The sequence below is a fragment of the Aurantibacter sp. UH7 genome, assembly GCF_056839165.1.
The window spans coordinates 966,881-984,671 of sequence record NZ_CM166388.1 but is presented as its reverse complement, the minus strand read 5'-3'; the positions used below and the strand labels follow the sequence as shown (position 1 = coordinate 984,671).

General features: G+C 33.2%; 19 protein-coding genes. All 19 read right to left on the bottom strand.

Features of this window, described 5'->3' with window-relative positions:
* Positions 1 to 22: 22 nt before the first annotated feature.
* Positions 23 to 598, bottom strand: a complete 576-nt coding sequence (locus UH7x_RS04295) for a Crp/Fnr family transcriptional regulator (protein ID WP_482362490.1) — start codon at positions 596 to 598, stop codon at positions 23 to 25.
* 384 nt (positions 599 to 982) lie between these two features.
* On the bottom strand, positions 983 to 1,717 hold the full coding sequence (locus UH7x_RS04290) for a flavodoxin family protein (protein ID WP_482362489.1): 735 nt from the start codon (positions 1,715 to 1,717) through the stop codon (positions 983 to 985).
* Positions 1,718 to 1,935: 218 nt separating this feature from the next.
* Positions 1,936 to 2,367 (bottom strand): DUF3995 domain-containing protein, encoded by a 432-nt coding sequence (locus UH7x_RS04285; protein WP_482362488.1) that lies wholly within the window; start codon positions 2,365 to 2,367, stop codon positions 1,936 to 1,938.
* A gap of 24 nt (positions 2,368 to 2,391) precedes the next feature.
* Positions 2,392 to 3,045, bottom strand: a complete 654-nt coding sequence (locus tag UH7x_RS04280) for a hypothetical protein (protein ID WP_482362487.1) — start codon at positions 3,043 to 3,045, stop codon at positions 2,392 to 2,394.
* A 157-nt stretch (positions 3,046 to 3,202) separates the two neighbouring features.
* Positions 3,203 to 3,787, bottom strand: coding sequence for a RidA family protein (locus tag UH7x_RS04275; protein WP_482362486.1), 585 nt, complete (start codon positions 3,785 to 3,787; stop codon positions 3,203 to 3,205).
* A gap of 262 nt (positions 3,788 to 4,049) precedes the next feature.
* On the bottom strand, positions 4,050 to 4,778 hold the full coding sequence (locus UH7x_RS04270; protein WP_482362485.1) for a DNA alkylation repair protein: 729 nt from the start codon (positions 4,776 to 4,778) through the stop codon (positions 4,050 to 4,052).
* Positions 4,779 to 5,102 (bottom strand): hypothetical protein, encoded by a 324-nt coding sequence (locus UH7x_RS04265; RefSeq protein WP_482362484.1) that lies wholly within the window; start codon positions 5,100 to 5,102, stop codon positions 4,779 to 4,781.
* A gap of 103 nt (positions 5,103 to 5,205) precedes the next feature.
* On the bottom strand, positions 5,206 to 5,949 hold the full coding sequence (locus tag UH7x_RS04260; protein ID WP_482362483.1) for a DUF6090 family protein: 744 nt from the start codon (positions 5,947 to 5,949) through the stop codon (positions 5,206 to 5,208).
* A gap of 194 nt (positions 5,950 to 6,143) precedes the next feature.
* A complete protein-coding gene (locus tag UH7x_RS04255) occupies positions 6,144 to 7,541 on the bottom strand; it encodes a short-chain fatty acid transporter (RefSeq protein WP_482362482.1) in 1,398 nt (465 codons plus the stop codon).
* Positions 7,542 to 7,862: 321 nt separating this feature from the next.
* On the bottom strand, positions 7,863 to 8,627 hold the full coding sequence (locus tag UH7x_RS04250) for a DUF6090 family protein (protein WP_482362481.1): 765 nt from the start codon (positions 8,625 to 8,627) through the stop codon (positions 7,863 to 7,865).
* A gap of 126 nt (positions 8,628 to 8,753) precedes the next feature.
* On the bottom strand, positions 8,754 to 9,644 hold the full coding sequence (locus UH7x_RS04245; RefSeq protein ID WP_482362480.1) for an alpha/beta hydrolase: 891 nt from the start codon (positions 9,642 to 9,644) through the stop codon (positions 8,754 to 8,756).
* A gap of 110 nt (positions 9,645 to 9,754) precedes the next feature.
* Positions 9,755 to 10,216, bottom strand: coding sequence for a nuclear transport factor 2 family protein (locus UH7x_RS04240; protein WP_482362479.1), 462 nt, complete (start codon positions 10,214 to 10,216; stop codon positions 9,755 to 9,757).
* Positions 10,217 to 10,270: 54 nt separating this feature from the next.
* Positions 10,271 to 11,593: an agmatine deiminase family protein gene (locus UH7x_RS04235; protein ID WP_482362478.1), complete on the bottom strand. Its 1,323-nt coding sequence runs from the start codon at positions 11,591 to 11,593 to the stop codon at positions 10,271 to 10,273.
* 320 nt (positions 11,594 to 11,913) lie between these two features.
* Positions 11,914 to 13,020 carry a DUF6920 family protein gene (locus tag UH7x_RS04230; RefSeq protein ID WP_482362477.1) on the bottom strand — a complete coding sequence of 369 codons (1,107 nt, stop codon included), beginning with the start codon at positions 13,018 to 13,020 and terminating at the stop codon, positions 11,914 to 11,916.
* Between the two features lie 88 nt (positions 13,021 to 13,108).
* A complete protein-coding gene (locus UH7x_RS04225; RefSeq protein WP_482362476.1) occupies positions 13,109 to 14,542 on the bottom strand; it encodes an amidohydrolase family protein in 1,434 nt (477 codons plus the stop codon).
* Positions 14,543 to 14,894: 352 nt separating this feature from the next.
* On the bottom strand, positions 14,895 to 15,506 hold the full coding sequence (locus UH7x_RS04220) for a mobile mystery protein B (protein WP_482362475.1): 612 nt from the start codon (positions 15,504 to 15,506) through the stop codon (positions 14,895 to 14,897).
* Complete coding sequence (locus tag UH7x_RS04215) at positions 15,497 to 15,958, bottom strand: mobile mystery protein A (RefSeq protein ID WP_482362474.1); 462 nt, start codon at positions 15,956 to 15,958, stop codon at positions 15,497 to 15,499. Before UH7x_RS04215 ends, UH7x_RS04220 begins: the two co-directional genes overlap by 10 nt.
* A gap of 336 nt (positions 15,959 to 16,294) precedes the next feature.
* A complete protein-coding gene (locus tag UH7x_RS04210) occupies positions 16,295 to 16,801 on the bottom strand; it encodes a VOC family protein (protein ID WP_482362473.1) in 507 nt (168 codons plus the stop codon).
* Positions 16,802 to 17,118: 317 nt separating this feature from the next.
* Complete coding sequence (locus UH7x_RS04205; RefSeq protein WP_482362472.1) at positions 17,119 to 17,709, bottom strand: DUF1349 domain-containing protein; 591 nt, start codon at positions 17,707 to 17,709, stop codon at positions 17,119 to 17,121.
* Positions 17,710 to 17,791: the final 82 nt, after the last annotated feature.

Genomic DNA, 17,791 nt, shown 5'->3' with positions numbered 1-17,791 from the left:
CCATTTACATATGTAAAGATTGTTAAGAACCTCCAATCTTTTTTCTTATCCTACTTAATTGTGTGGCAGTAATTCCCAAATAGGATGCAATATGATATTGAGGGATTTTTGATTCTATATTTGGAAATCTATCTTTTAACAGTAAATATCTTTTGGTGGCATCTAAAGTTGCAAATTCAATGATGCTTTGCTCTTTTTGCAAATAATAGAATTCAGCTATTTTTCTTCCTATCCTTTCTAATTCATGATACTTATCATAGAGCAATACAATTTTAGAATAGTCGGCTTTCCAAAGCGTACAATTCGTTTGTGCTTCTTGAATTATTCTATTGGGTTGGTTCGTCAATAAGGAAGAATAAGCTCCAATTAAGGTTGGTGCTTCAAAAAACTGTTTTGTATATTCTTTGCCATCATTTGTTCTAATAAAGGATCTGATAATCCCTTTTTCTAAGAAACCAATATGTTGGGCATATTCTCTTTCTTTTGTAAATATTTCTTTTTTATCTAAGTGGGTCTTTTTAAAAATCTCACTAAGTTCATTGAATGTATCATCCCCTAGTGTGACAAAATTATTGATGTATTTTCTAAAACCCTCCAATCTAATTCTTGTATTTATTTTTAAAACTGTAGTTAATGTCGCTGCTTAGAAAAACAGAACAACAAAAGAAACTTTTAGTATTCTTAAGTGCTACATTCCAGCCCCGACGCTTCGAGATAGTTTTGCCTGCCTTTACCGAAACCAACTCGATAAGTTCTTCTGGAGGTAGGCATGTTCGGGTAAATATTTATTTTTTTAATTGCCCACCACACATTATACAAAAGATTTGGCGTGCTTGTAATATGCACATGCCATTAAAGATAGCGTTTTATACCATATTTGTTAATGGCATTGCTTTGCCTTCGTATTTTTATTCTTTAGTTTCTCTCTGGTCAATAAAAAATTATTTAAATACCCCTTCATAGTAAAATTGATGTATTGTTTTTATCGGTATTCAGGATTTTCAAATTCCCAGCGTTCTCCATTATCCCATTCTTTTCTAGAATTACCATAACTAGCATAGCCATTATTCTTTTTAAGAATAGATGCCAATTGCAGTAAGTTATAAGTCATAAAAGTGGTATTTCTATTGGTGAAATCACTGTCAAAACCTACCGGATTTTCGAGTTGCTCTCCTTTCCATTCTTTATCACCGTAACTCGGTCCTGGTCCAACTTTTCCAATCCAGCCACAATCTGCTTGCGGTGGTATAGAATAGCCAATATGTTGCAGGGAATACAAGATACCCATAGCACAATGTTTTATGCCATCTTCGTTACCAGTAATAATGCATCCACCTACTTTACCATAATAAATGTATTGTCCTTTTTCGTTGGTTTTACCACTCATTGCATAAAGTCGTTCAATCAGTTTTTGGGCTTCAGAAGACTTTTCACCCAACCAAATTGGTGTTCCAATGATAAGGATGTCTGCAGCCAAAATTCTTTTTGAAAGGGAAGGCCATTCGTCTTTCTCCCAACCATACTCCGTCATATCAGGGTATACACCACTAGCTACGTCATGGTCTATCAAACGAATTTCATCAATGGTGACATTTTCATTAGTCATAATTGCTTTTGAAACTTCGATTAACGATTGCGTATGACTTTTTTCTGATGATTTTTTTAAAGTGCAGTTCACATAAATTACTTTCAAATCACTAAAATCTAATTTATCCATATCAAGGTTTTTAATTTGATTAAAATGTTAGGCGCTATTAAATGGTGATAGGTTGTGGTTATTTGGAATGTGAAGCAAAATATCGATTTACTTCTAGTATTCAATAGATACACATAAATATAAGTTTTTATACTTAATTTTTAGGTGCTCACAAGTATAATACAGCTTTGAAAATTATGCTATACCTTTTATTTCAAATACTATATTGTAGTACAAAATCAATTGCTTAACAACTGAATAGTTATGCCAAGTATTCCTATAATTAAACACAATGGGATAAATAGTTTGGTGTCTGCTTTTGCGAATGTTGTATGTTTTACTTTTTTAAATAAACCTACGTAATTAAATTCTCCAATAGCACGTAAAATAAATATTGTGGGAATAAACCAATATACGTAATTAGCAATCCAATTTGGAATTTGAATGTCGATTAGTCCAGATTTTAGTGCATATAATAATGCAAATGTTGTTAATACTATTCCGACTATTGCTGTTGCTAAATTCGGAATGGCTAAAGAATTTGCTGTATCACCTTTACTCGGAATAGCTTGCTCTAAACCCCATATTCCTCCAAAAAGCCAGTAGAAATGAAATCCTCCAAGAATGAAAAAAATTAAGCATAAAATAATTGAAAGGATAATAACAATCATAAGCATAAGATTTAAAATTCACTTTTATTTTTTTAGTGCAGTAAAGTCTACCTCCTGGAATTTTTCACGCTCATCGCTTTCAAATGGTGGCGGTATTAAATGCGCGTGGGTTGCATCATATATTTCGCCGGTTCCTTTTTTAACTTTATAGCTCGACTCTTGTGTCTCGGAAACTATTTCAATAGCATAAAAATTTTCGTGTTCACGAATTAGTATTTCATCTTCAAAGCCATCATCAACAGTTTCATTACCAATAGCCTTTTTTACAAAATCTATATTTTTCTTTAGTGCTTCAGTTTGTGTAAAATACGGAATGTCTCCTTCTTTAGAAAAGCCGATAGGGTTGGCAAGGGAGTTTTTATAAACGGTTTTGGAAGTAAGATTTACACTAACATCAAAATAATAAATGGAGTTTATTGGTAAATACTTATACTGGTTACGGAAGGAAACATACACTTCTTTACCATTCGTAAGTACTTTAGTTGTTGTAAAATTTTTAGTTGTTACGTTCTCATCTACCGACTTTAATGCCAAAGCTATAATAGCGTTTTCACCCAATGCAATGGTCTCTTGTACTTCTTTTGTCATTTTTACAGCTGTATTATTCGTTTCTTGAGAATAACATTCAAAACAAGAATGGGTGAATAGTATGAATATTAGGGTTGTAAAGTTTCGCATTATTAAACACTTTTTATAAAAAGTAAAGTACGAACATTTGGCTATATTACGGACTATGTGCAGTTGGTCTTTTTGTACTTCACTTAAAAAAAACCAACTTCTAAAAACCTGTTTTGCTTTTCAGAAGCTGGTGAAGCAATTGTTGAATGTTTTGTACTTATTCAGATTTATGAACTTCTAGTTCAATTTCTATCATAAATTCTGGCACTGCTAATTCCTTTACGCCAAGCCAAGAACCTGCCGGAAATTGTTTCGCGTAAATTTCACCTCTGTAGGCCGCGTTTTCGAGAAATAGTGGCATATCGGTTGTAAAAACATTTTCGACAATAACATCATCAAATGTGCAACCATAATGTTTTAAAATCTTTTCTAAGTCTGCATAACAATTTTTCATCTGTTGTCCTAAATCTCCAACTGCGGTGGGGTTACCTTCATCATCCATACTAACAGCTCCAGAAATTTTAATGTCATTTCCAATTTTTACTGCGTGTGTATATCCATACGCTTTTTCTACTTCTGGTCGCAGCGAAAAAAATTCAGGTTTTTCAGAAATAGCAACCACTTCTTTTTCAATTTCCTTCGTTATTTCTTTTGTCTTTTGTTCGCAACTTTGTGTTGCAAAAGCTAGAAAAAGGACTGCAATAATTAATTGGTTTGTTACTTTGGTTTGTTTTTTCATTTCAGTGGTTTTTTTGGTGCCTGCTTTATCGGTTTTTGGCGTTCCCGTTTTTCTTTTCTCCATTGCGTTTGTTATAATTCGCTATTTCAGGGCATACAGTAACTAGTACCTGTACCAATAAGAATAATTATAAATGTTTAGGGGGAGTGTGCACTATGTGTGCTACTGCAATATAAAACTTTTTTAAGGGAGAATCTAGTTTTATGTATAGCTAACTTGTAAGTGTATTTTCTGTATAGTCCAAAGCAAATTTTTAAAGCTTCCCGACGGTGCGAGATGAAAATTTGGCGACTTTGCAAACACGAACCTTTTGGAAAGCTTTATATCAACTATGTTTATAGCCATTGTTAACAACTGGACTTCTGTACTCTGCTCTTGGATAGTCCGACATTCTCAAATTGTCTTTTTGTAATTCGGTCAACGCATTTTTCGCAATCCATTTCGCAGATTTACTTTCAAATTCCAATATTTCGTTAGCAATTTCGATTGCACTTCTATTAAGGTCAATGTTGCGTTTTCCAATATTCCGTAACGCCCAGTTTACTGCTTTTTTAATGTAAAGTCTTTCATCATTTGCCTCGCGTTTTATTATTGGAAAAAATTGTTCAAATAACTCGTTTTCCGATTTTTTGTCTGCCATACAATAAGAAGCCAAAATAGAAAAACCTGCTCTTTTTTCAAATTCAGGTTCTCTTTCAGTCCATTCCAATATTTTGGCAAGTGCGAATTTACTTTTAGAAAAAAGTCCCATACTAAAACTGTCGCAAATTTCCCAATTCTCAAATGTTTTAACCCATTTTTCCATTAATGGTTCGGTCACATCTTTTGGTTTGAATATTTTGCTACATAAAAGTCGACCTTCGTAAATACCACTGTCAAGAAGTTGTAATGCAAGTTCATTATCTTGTCCAACCTCTTTGGCTATCATTTTCAATTCCTTTTGGTAAATCCCCAAAGAATTGTTTGATATTATTCCAAACTTATTTTCTTTAAAAATCACCTTTTCGGCATCTTTTAGGTCATAAAGACATGCTATGGTTTCGTTATAGGTCATTTATTTTTTCGAGTTTATTTCGATAGCTTGCATTATGTAATATTCCACCGCTTTTTTATTCAGTTCCTTTTGTGGCAAAACTCTTATCGCTTTTCCTTTACCGGTTAAAAGTCCTAAACTATCTTCCATTTTTGCACCTTTCAAAAATCCAAAATCGATTCCGTATGGCATCGTCCGCATATGACAAATTCCGCCTTTTTCATTTGAGTACGTTGTAATTCGTTCCTTTTTTGTTTCAATTATCCCCTCAAAGGACAGTAAAAATATCCTTGCTTTTTGAAATAATTCTTTATGTTCAGATTCCAAATCTTTATCGTATTGCATATGTTTCTTTGTCTTGTTGCCAACGTAGCGCTATAGGTAGTATGTAGGTTTTTCGTACGTAGGCCATTACTGGCAATGAATTACACAAGGTATTGTGCTTTCGTTATTTATTCAATTTTTGCTCAATACTTTTTATAGTTACATTAGCATCCTCTATTAAATCATTGAGTCTTTTAATAGCTGTAGTTGATGTATTCTTATTCCATAAATGAAAAGCTTCGAGTACAAGAATTAATTGAGGTTGATTGTCTGTAATTTTTAATTCGTTATTTAATTCTGGCTGAATTTCTAACCTTTTTCTTAAGGGTAAATTTCCTCCAAGCGTAGATGCATTTCGTAACATTCCGATTAATTCCTTTGCGTTGCCATTATTTTCATCAATCATTTTGTTTTGACGACCCAAATAAGTTGTCAAATTTTTATTGATTTCTTGTGGTAAAAGATTTATGTCTCCCGAACTTATTAGTGTATTAATAGTGTTTGTCTCAAAGTCCATAGACACAACGGTATATTCTAAATTACGTAGGTTATGCAAGGTTTTAGTAGTATTTAAATCAGGTTCTTTAAAGGTTTCTGCATAATCTTCATATGACTTTAGATAAATTTTAAAAGTTGAAATTAAATTTTCAACATACGCTTTGTCACTTTGTAAGTCTATTATAAGTTGTCGGTAATATGTTTCTCGTTTTTCATCAAGCTTTCGATTTTCATTCCAGGTATTAATACTCAAAGCAATCAAAATTCCAATAACCACGAGAACAATTTCTCCAATAGCATAAAGTAGATATTGGCTAAATTTATTTTCTGAGAGTAGTCGCTGTCTTATGTGTCTAAAGAACTTAATCATAAGAAAGGTTTTTAAATTTTCCGCAAGTGGCTATCTCCACCAAATGTCCATTGGACATCCGATTTTGCTTTGCAAAATTTTGTTTCGATAATCTAAATAATTTTATCATTGGTTATTTTGGTTTTCCTAATGAAGCACAACATTGTTTTGCTTTCGTTATTTTTAATAATATTATCCTTTTTTATAGAATTAAATTAAAAAGGACAGAAAGAAACTAACAGAGATTGAATAGTAAAAAGGATGATAAAAGGTAATACTAAATAGCCCATAATATCTCGTGCTTGTATCTTAATACCCGTTGCCATTATTGGTAATATTATTAACAGGTAAAAAGGTTGTAGCAAATTACTTAAACTTTCACCATAAGCTACAGATAAGGAGACTCTTGCAATCATTTTAGTAATTTCCACAGGCGGTAATTCCGAACCAATTTCTTTTACGGCATTAATTAAGCTAGGTCCGACCACCGCGAATTCACCTCCAGCCGATGGTATTGCAAAATTGACAACACACCCTGTTAAATAAGCGAAAAAAGGATACGAATTTATACTAGCTTGAGAGGCTAAAATTTGTCCTATTTTTTCACCCAAACCAGTATAAAGCATAATACCCATAATACCAGCATAAAATGGGTATTGAAATAATATTCCGGAAATATTACTACTCGCTTGTTTCATTGAAATAACATAACGCATTGGTGTTTTATGCAGGAGTAAACCAATAATTAGGAATATGAAAATCATAATATTGAAATTCAAATCAAATCCTTTTGTAACGAAATGATAAATGATATAGGCAAACCCCATTAACACAATAATGAGCTGAAGAATAAAACTATTGTTTAATTTATCAGAATATGATTTAAATGGTAACTGTAGACTTAAAGCTTCTTCTTTTATTGTTTGTGTACTTGAAGCTTCTTTTGCGATTATTAAATCTGTTATTTCTTTGTTACGGGTATTTCTTGGCCGTAGAAGGAGCAATATTAATGGTGTTACAACAAGCAGTGTAACAATCATTGTAATATTTAAAATTGACCCCAAGGTGTAAGCTGTTGGAATAACTTCCTTCAATACTCCAGATTTAATCAAAAAGTTATTATCTGTATTCAACAGCAGAGGTATTGAACTTGAAAACCCTGAAACCCAGATTTGACTCGAACAGTAAACACATGCAATCAAAAAGGGATAGTTAACACCTTTAACACGTAATGCCAATTCTCTTGCTAAAACAGCGGTAATAACTACCCATCCAAAACTTACAAGAGCTAATAATGAACCTATTAAAACGACTAAAAAATATACCTGTTTTGGGGAATTAATATATCGAGCAAGAGAATCAATTCCATTTTTAATTATTGGGGATAAAGCGATGCTAAATCCTGTAATAATAATTAATACGATTTGCATCGCAAACCCTAATAAATCAAAAAAGCCATCATACCATGCAGCTATGATTTTTATTGGAGACGTATCCAACCAAAGAAAAGCACTAAGCGCGGTTAAATACGTTAAGAGTAGTGCAAAAACATATGCGTTTGGCATATATTTTAAAAATAGATTCGTCAGTCTCTCTCCAATTTTTTCAATCATATTTAAATTTTATAAATGGTGCCCAACGTATAAATAAAGCAACTAGTTGCTATATTTCGTAATAGCATTGCATACAGCAACTAGTACGTCTATTTTTTTTACTAAAATGTAGGGGGAGTGTGCACGATACGTGCTACTGCAATATAAAACTTTTTTAAGGGAGAATCTAGTGGTATTTGCAGCTAACTTGTAGGTGTATTTCAGTTATGTCCATACCGCCCCGACGGTACGAGATGAAAATTTTGGGGTCTTTGTAATTAAACACAAACCTTTAAATTTAGCAGTTTCTAGCTATGTTTAATACAGGTTGTTGTGCTTTCGTTATTTACACTTTTTATCTTTTAATAGTTCTATAGGTTCTTGTATTTCTTGCTTTAAATTAGAAAAATGTTGTTTCTGCCTAATTTGCATACCCAAAATAAAAACAAGATTATCTTGAAATTTTATGAATATTGGGTGAGTAGGGTCATTTGTCCAATTAATTTTCGGCAAGAAGGCAATATGTTCCTTATCAAGTTCTTGTTTTATATATTCAATATCTTGATATCCTAATTCGGTTATAAGCTCATAATCCGTATATCTTTTAACAATTTCATTCCGGTTTTCTTTTAGTAGATTTAAAGAGTTGTATAAAAATGTACTGTGCTCAATCAGTCTGTTCTTTAATTTAATATCTGTTAACAGTTTTAATTGGCCCGAAGATGTTATATCTTCAAAAGTAATGTTACTAGGTACAGAAACATCTTGTCTTAAAGCAACTACAAATTTATTGAGGATTGTACTTCTATCATTTGGTATGTGGTTTAAATCTTTTATAAGTTCTTTGGTCAATTTTATTCTGTTGGTTGTCTGCTTATAATTTTCATCAATTAACTTCTCATTGAGTTCAAGGTCATCTAAAATTCTACAGTAATAATCAGCTTCAGTAATCTTATTTTTTCTGTTTTCATTCCAATTGTTAATTTGAAGAGCAATTATAATTCCAATAACGACAAGTACAATTTCTCCAACTGCATAAAGTAGATATTTGCTAAATTTATTCTCAGTGAGTAGTTGTTGTCTTATGTGTCTAAAGAACTTAATCATAAGAAAGTTTTTTAAATTTTCTGCAGGCGGCTATCTCCACCAATTGTCCATTGGACATCCGATTTTGCTTTGCAAAATTTTGTTTCGATAATCTAAAGAATTTTATCATTGGTTTTTGGTAGTAATTCATTCTAGTGTATATAGCATAGTAAGCGTCCTACTCATGCCAATGGGCATGATAGTCATGTGTGATTCATGCTCGATAATTTGCCATTTCAAATCTATGTTCTCATAGTTGGTATCTTTCAAATGCTGACTGAAGCTCACCATTGGCGATATCTCCATTGCGCTTTCTTTTTCACCAACCGAAATAAAGACTTTACTTGTTGGTATTTCCCATGTCTTATTTGATTTAAATTTTTGTACAGCCTCTTGCAGAAATTTCTCGTTTTTCCACCATAATGAAGGACTATTTAGTCCAAAACGGGTAAAATATCCATCGGAATTAACGAGGCAAAAAGTTGCAAATAAGCCACCAAAAGAATGTCCTGCAATTCCTCTTTCCTGATTAATTTTATAGTGTTTTTCAATAAATGGAGTGATTTCATTTTTAATGCATTGAAGAAAATTAGCTGCCCCTCCCGAAATCAATTTCCCCTCTTGAATACCAAATTCCACCTCCGCTTTTCTATCATCCAATACATCTGAAGTGGGCGAGTAGTCTAAGTGTCTGTTAGTGTACCAACTTTTCCTGTCATTACCGGAATGAATTCCGACAATTACCACATCTTCAATCATTCCTCTTGCACTAAGTCTGCTATTGATTTGATTAAAAGTCGGAAAAAAATAGGCTCCGTCTAAAACATATAATACGGGATAAGATATAGTGTCTTTTGCTGAATAGCTGGCAGGAAAAGATATATACAGTTGATATTCTTTACCAGTAATTTTAGAAATTATAACATGGTCAGGTTCTAATGACCTTATTTTAGGTTCTAACTTTTGCCCAAATAAGAAATTGCTGAAGAACAGAAACAGTAAAGTAGATAGTAGGTAAAATTGAGTATTTGAAATCATGTTTTTTATATGTTTCTAGTTTTCCTAGGTACTGTCAACGGTTGGTATAAGATTAGTTGGGTGTTTTAAGCAATTAATTTTTACGGTTTTAGCTGCAGGAATTTCTCTCCTCAATGAAGACTAATAACTCTTGTTACAGTCCAATTTTCATCTGTTTTTTTCCAAATTAGAATAAACCTACTTGCTTTTGATTTATTTTCTGGTGTTTCTTTAGCATTAAATGTGTGATACCCTATTTCGACAGCTCCGTAATCTTTTATAGGGTAAACCTCTATACTGCCTTTAATTAGGGTTCGTGTAGTCTTGTTGCAAATATTATTTTTGATGGCAATTAATACTTTTTCTTTGGAGGTGGACAAGCCTCCTTCATCGTGAAAAAACTCTAAATCTTCTGAATAAAGAGCGGTTTGTGTATCCATATCACAGGAATTGTAAGCATCAAATAATTTTTTATCTAAGGATACAATCGTTTCATGCAATTCTTGATTGATAGGAATATAGTCTCTTCCTAAAATATCTTTATATGTTTCTTGTGAATAGATTAATGAAGTATGCAAAAGCATAATTGACATAATAATACTTGCTTTTTGAAAAATCATGTCATTTTGAATTTAGGTTAATGGCGTTTATTTTTTGTTAGCATCAGTTTTTGGCTGTTGTTGCGTAGAGCAATGTATTCCTCCTCCGTCCCAATTTTGCGGCATGAAGTCAAGAAATATGATTTTACGACCAGGGAATTGCTTTTTAAATAGCTGCTCGACCTCTTTCTCTCTTTTTTCAGAAGTGCCCATTTTAGTATAAGTTGGTAGAATTACCAAGCCATTAGTGACTAGGTAGTTCATATAACTTGCTGCAGGTATTCTTAATAATGTGTCTCCTTCTTGGGGTCTTTCAGACGGAAGAAACCAACGAGGAGGCAAATCAAGTGAATTCTTAGAAAAGTCTATATTTTCTGTAGCTATAATTTTCGCAGTAATAAGTTTTGGCAATGGAACCTTAACAATAGTAAATGGCTTGCCATCCTGATCGGTAGAACTTTCAAGAATCCTAAGATTCTCACTCATTCTTTCATAGTTTATTTTATTTATATGATTCAAATCCTTTTCATCCTCGTCAACCCAAGCCAATAAAATCGTGCTTGGATCTGAAAATCGTACAAATTCGTCTGAATGCTGCACACCACCACCGACATAATTGGCAGCAATCCTTCTATAAAAACCATTTGGATCATCTGCCAAGCTTTGTTTGAGCCAAATGATATTTGAGACTCCAAGAACCCTTTTAAACTCTTTTTCAATTTCTTTTTTAGTGCGATTGGGATTTCTGTTGAATACCGCACTTTCACATACAATGAGTGTTCCTTTCCCATTTACTTCGATATTGCCTCCTTCATGTACAACACTGGTTTTTTTTAGAACAGCATTTTCAATTTTTGCCATTAGACTGTCAACCATTGCTGTTTTAGGGTTAATCCAAAGTTCTGAGTATTTGCGGATGCTATCGACATTACCCGCATGCATTAATCGTAAAAATTCAGGAAGGCCATACTGATTAAAGCCAAAATCTGCAACCCCTAATTCACCTTTTTTATTGACCAAAAATGCTGCGCCATAGTCGCGAATCCAATATTGATCGCCTGGTATGACATGAAATTCTACTCTAGTACTGTCCACCTTTTGATGATTCAGATATTTATTTGCCACCTGTAACAGGCTATCTGATGATACAGCAATTTTGACTCTTACAGTAGGGGTAAGCGTCTTTATTAACGCTGCAATCCCTTTGTGAAATTGTGTGTTTTTTCTTTCTCTCCAGCCTAACCAAATAGCATCGTGAGTTTCCCATTCGGCCGGCATATAAAACGCGGCGTCATAAATGTCTTGTTCACCATTTTTTTGATTGCAACTAAAAATAGTAAGGAGAATAAATATGGTTAATATATACTTCATTGGTGATGATTTTATTGATGCTAACAATCGGCAATACGTACTAATACGCTTATTTCGTAATAGCATTGCATACAGCAACTAGTACGTCTATTTTTTTTACTAAAATGTAGGGGGAGTGTGCACGATTCATGCTACTGCAAGATAAAACTTTTTTAATGGAGAATCTAGTGGTACGTGTAATTGACTTGTACGTGTGTTTTCTGTATAGTCTAAAGCCAATTTTTAAAGCTTCCCGACGGTGCAACATAAAAATTTTGCCGCATTGCAATCACGTTCAAACCTATCGGAAATCTTATATTAGTTATATTTTATAAACATTTCTAACCATCCGGCATTTGTTTCACATTGTATTTAATGTCCTTAATCTTTAATTTTAACCAAGTCCAATTACCACTCTCCAATTTCCAACTTGCTTCGCATTCAGTAGGCATTTTTATTCCATTCCGTTCTTCTATTTTTGTCGCAATAACAGTCCATTCGGTTGGTTCTTCTGCATTTGAATCTTGATAACGCATTGCTACAAATTTTTTGAAGTTTCCTTTTGCGTCAAAGTGGAATTCTCCCGAACCTTTTGTTCCTTTAAACTCCATAGTTGCCTTGGCTGAATTTTGGCCTAAAGACTCCCATGTTATATATGGGCTTAAAGACGCTGTAGGAAACCAAACGGTTTCTGCTAAATATCTCTGTAAAGTTGCTTGGTTTACTTTTTCGTGATTTTTAGCATTAGCAACTGGAATAAGTGAAAATAGTTTTATGGTCATTTCACCATTGCCATTTTCAAATTTATCGCGACCTGCAACTTTTAAAATTGAGTTCATTTCGGTTGTAATATTCCAATTAAATGCAGGCGGTTGAACTGTAAAATATTGTTCAGCTGTACCATTGTTCCATTCTAATTGTTCAGGTTTCATTTGTAGTTCTAATTCCTGTACTAAATGAACATTAGAAATTGGCATTTTACCGATAGTTCCGCTGTTAATCAGCCACCTTTGTACAACAGAAGGCAATTCTGATATAGTCTCTTTGGTAATCACTTTTTCACTAACAGGCGCTGAGTTTTCAAATAGTCCTTTCCTTTCTTCGGCAATTTTATTTTTAAAACCAAAGCTTGAATAGGCAATTATTGCAGCTATGAGAATTATAAGGTTTGCTATGGTACCAAATTTTGCATCAGACCAGTAGTTGAAAATTAAAAATTGTGAAACAATTACAGCCAAAAATCCGCTTAACCACCAGTAATTAGACTGAAATATTAATAATACCATTGCAAATGCAAAAAGAAGAAATGTCAATAGCCAAACTAATCCAAAAGTTTTAGAAATCGGCTGTGAAATAGCATTAAATTCAGATATACCAAATGCTTTCAGAAACCCGAATAAGTGGATAATTCCGTGTATTCCAATGAATATGATTAAGGCTATTCGCATTTTTTTTTCTGCTTGTGGCTAACATTGAGTATATGAAGCGCATCGACCAAAAAGGCGCTATGATTTTATATACAGTACCAGCGGTAGTTTATTTTTCAATGATTAAATTTTCCAAAGACCTAAGAGCAGAAGCTATTAGATTCTTCCGTTTCTTTGCTTTTTCATTAAAAGAATCCAAAGTCTCTCTGTTCAATTTTCGCCCGTTTACAAAAACATAAGTTGGATTCTGAAGTGACGATAACTCAATTAGCGGATTTTTATCCAATAATAAAAAATTTGCAATTTTGCCCTCTTCAATAGTCCCAAGTTGGTTCATAATTGAATGTGTTTGAGAAGGGTTTAAAGTAGCTGTTTTTAAAACTTCATAATTGGAAAAGCCAGCTTCTTTATAAAAGGCCAGTTCTTCATGAATTGAAAAACCTGGAAGAGTAATCCCAATGCCTGCATCAGTTCCACAAATTATAGTGGCACCCGCTTCATTTAGCTTTTTAACAATGGTAATGTGAAAATCATGCTGTTTTTTTATGCGCTCAACTGTCGCGGGATTTTCTTTCTTGGCATTAAACCAACGTTCAAACTGTTTTTTGCTATCAAGTCTTTTAATGAGTGGATTCATGTACTCCACTGATTCTGAATCTAAAATTGAATCATCCTCCATCATTTGATAGATTTTATTAAATCCTGTTATCGTAGGGCAAAAGCTGGCTTTCTGTGCAAGGGCAATTGAATCAATGACATTTTGCAGTTTAATTATATTTAAATCATACTGTAACGGTTGTTGTACAATTTCTTCTGCATGCTCAATAGATTTAATTTGTGGATTCAAATGATAAGAAAATGGTACTTTTTGAGAAGGATGAGAAACTATATCAATGTTAGAAATTTTGGCCTGTTCGATTACGGCATCAAAGATTTCTTTATCTAATCCATAGTAAGTTTTGATTAAATCGTAACCTCTTTTTTTAAATGAGATTACTTTTTCTTTAGCTTCATCTGGGCTGTTTAGGTTTAAATTATCATCACCAATAAATTCAGTTCCCGTTAGTTTTGGACCTGTTGTGAAAAAAGAAGGAGAAAAAATCTTGTCATTCGTAATAGCCTCCTTAATTCTTATATGCATGGGCATACCCCATAAATTTCTAATAGCAGTTACTCCATTTGATAGATAAAGACCAAGTTCATATCTATCCCAAACATGAACATGCATATCGATAAGACCTGGCGTCAAGTATTTATTTTTTGCGTCAAAGATTTGAACGCCGTTGACCTTAATTGTGTCTGCAATTTTATCAATAATACCGTCCTTTAAGTACACCATTTTATTAACTAAAACAGTGTCTCGATTCATTGGTATTACATTAACATTGATAATCATATAAGAATTAATAGATGTTAGGTCATTCTTATTGATTTTCAAATAGCTAGTCCTTAATGAATCAGTCCAAAGCGTAATAATTACGATTATAATAAGTACTCCAATTAGAGACAAGACAATTTTTATAGGTCGTTTTAATATTTTCATTTATCTAATTACCGCTAACAATTGAATACAGCAACTAGTTGCTGTATTTCGTAATAGCAATGCTTATAGCAACTAGTACGTCTATTTTTTTTACTAAAATATAGGGGGAGCGTGCACGATACGTGCTACTGCAATATAAAACTTTTTTAAGGGAGAATCTAGTGGTACGTGAAGCTAACTTGTAAGTGTGTTTTCTGTTCTGTCCAAAGCCAATTATTAAAGCTTCCCGAGGGTGCGAGAGGAAGGGATTTTGGTCGCCGCAGGTGTTCCAAGCGCAGCGAATACCTGAATACCATTAAAAACCGTCCCGAAGCTTCGGGATTCGTAAGTAGGGGAGAACAAGCAATTAATTTTATGCGATGTCGGTATTAGTTTTTGCAAATTCAATTAACTGTTTGAAATTTCCTTTATCAGCTTCTCTTAAAGCTTTTATATATTTATTTCTAGTTTCGTTAGCTTCAACCATATTTGATTGATGCCAAGAAAATAGTTCATTCCCAAATATTGATTCCATAAGTATATCAGCCATTATTCTTGAGTGTCTCCCATTGCCATTAGCAAAACAATGAATGGATACTATGCGATGCTTAAATCGTATGGCTATTTCTTCGGGTGGAAAAGTTTTATTTTCTATCCAATACTTAGTGTCGTCCAGTAAATTTTTTAATTCAATTCCAATTTGTGTCCAAGAAATTCCAAGGTTCTTTTCAGTCTTTCTAAATTCGCCTGCCCATTTCCATACATCACCATACATTCTTTGGTGCAAGTCTTTTACAAATTTTTCAGTTAAAATTTTTTCAAGTTTGAATTTTGTATGTATAGTCCATTCGACTGCTTTTTCAATGTTCAATTGTTCAAATTCATCTAGTTCTCCATGCGTAGTAATCGACTTTATTTTAAGACCTTCCTGTTCTTCTTCGGCTAAAGGTGTTTGTCCATCTTTATAATCGAATTCTAATCCCATAATGATTTTTTCATCTCTCGTTTTATTTCACTAGCAAGCTCTTTTATGTTTTCATCTATTTTTTCATCTCCAATTCCTTGGTCCTCCAATTTCATATTTTGGTTAGTTCTTAATACTATTTTTCGGGCCAGCTTTTCAGCTTTTAGGTTTACTAGATTTTCAATGGTGCCATCATTCGGAATAAAACCATAGATGAATTTCATATTCAAAGCATTGCCAACATCTTTTAATTTATTAATGGTTATCTGACCCGTAGCTTCGCGTTCCTCAATTTTTTGTATTGCTCCTTTAGTTACTTTGAGTTTGGTCCCTAATTGCTCCCTCGTCATATTAAGAGTAGTTCTAATCGTATTAACCCATCCCTTTTGTGGGACAAGGATCATTCCTGCATCTTTAAACTTTGCTAATTTTTGGTCCAGTTGTTCTATGAGTAATTTTTTTTTGTTTCTCATTTGATAAAATTTTATACATATAAGTATGCTATAAAACTCAAAAGTATACATATACGTATAAAAAAACAAATAATAAGATACATATATGTATTACTAAGTTTGTGTTGACATTAGTTTTTATTTGTCTCCAATTGCGGTTTGAATAGTGAAATAACCATTGGATTCGACTTATTTTCCTAGTCTTACAAGAAATAAGCATGATTAAAAACCGTCCCGAAACTTCGGGAGAAAATCAGCTAGTCCCGAAGCTTCGGGATTCGTGATTAGGTGATAACCTAGCAATTAATTTTATACGGTGTTTTGCGTTCGGATTTATTTTCTACTTACTTGTTCGTGTTAAATTGGTTCCCATAATTCAATTTTATTTCCCTCTTTGTCCAAAACATGAACAAATTTCCCATAGTCGTAAGTCACAATACTATCAAGTAGCGTTACTTCGTTTTCTTTAAGTTTTTTTACAAGTCCCTCAATATTCTGAACTTGATAATTAATCATAAATTCTTTTTTGGATGGCGAAAAATATTCGTCGCCTTTTTTAAACGGTTTCCATTGAAGAGAGTTAATCTGGTTAGGATTGTTTAAATCTCTGCTATCAAAACTCGAAGAACCCCAATCATTCATTTCAATTCCTAAATTTTCAGAGTACCATTTTTGAGTTTCTTCCAAATTTTCGGAATAAAAGAAAATGCCGCCAACTCCGGTTACTTTTGGTGTATTGTCATCAGGTAAAGTTGGCTTTTCCATTTGTTTTTTTTTATCTGCCATATAGTTTGTTTTTTCAGTTTTCGAGTTACAACTTGTAAAAATAGCAACAATCAATAGTGTTATTATTAGTTTATTCATTTCTGATATTTTTTACTGATAATTTAACGCGATATGTCCAATTTTTAATTTTCCTATGGTAAAAAATGTTGTTTTTTCTGCTTGTGGCTAAGGCTTGAGCTATGAACAGTACGGGAGTAAATTAGCGTTTGCTTTCTGCCTCGCATATTGAGAATTCATTTTGTTTTGAATTATCTTTTATTGTGTTAAGGCTACCCCGACACTTCAGGATAAAAATTTGTTGAACTTCGTAAACACGTCCAAGTCATTAAGTTTAGTACTAACCGCCCGATTTGCTATAGCGAATGTTGGCGGTAGTTTTTTCCGGTATGATGTTTCTATTCCCTATTATTTTTTAACCATTTTTTTCGCCCTGAATCAGGAAGGTTGATAACTTCAAACTCCTCGAACAATGCTTCAAAACCATCTCCATCTGGGGAAGCAGCGGTCATACCAACCATTACTGGTGTGTTTTCAGGAAAATATGCCAAGCGCATCATTTGGAAATCCTGACCGTTTAAGGAATACATTATTTTAATTGAATCCGTAATTCTTATAATTTTTAGCCAAACGGATTTTGGTTTCTTATCTAATGCTATAACGCTCCAATCACTCCATTTTCGAGTGACTACAGCGCTAAGGTTAATTTTCCCGTCTACATATTCAACTCCTGTTTTAATCCAGTTCTTCTGGTCTTTTCTAACCATAAGCCCCATTTGGTCGAACCTGTTTTTGTATGCTCCCGTTATTTTTACTTTTGCCTCGAATTCTCCACCCACTTCTAAATAGCAAAATGGTCCATCGTCAACTGTAAATCCATAATGGGTCTTTCTCCAAAAATCCGTCTCCGGGGTTACGAACATTGATAGTGAAGATTCATTTACTATCTCCCATTTTTCAGGTTCGTTAAACCATTGTATTTTCTTCATTTTGTGTGCTTCTTTAAAATTACTGTCTGCGTTTATATAAGAATAGTTGGGGGTTTGTATGCGAGGATTTTTAAAAGAAAAA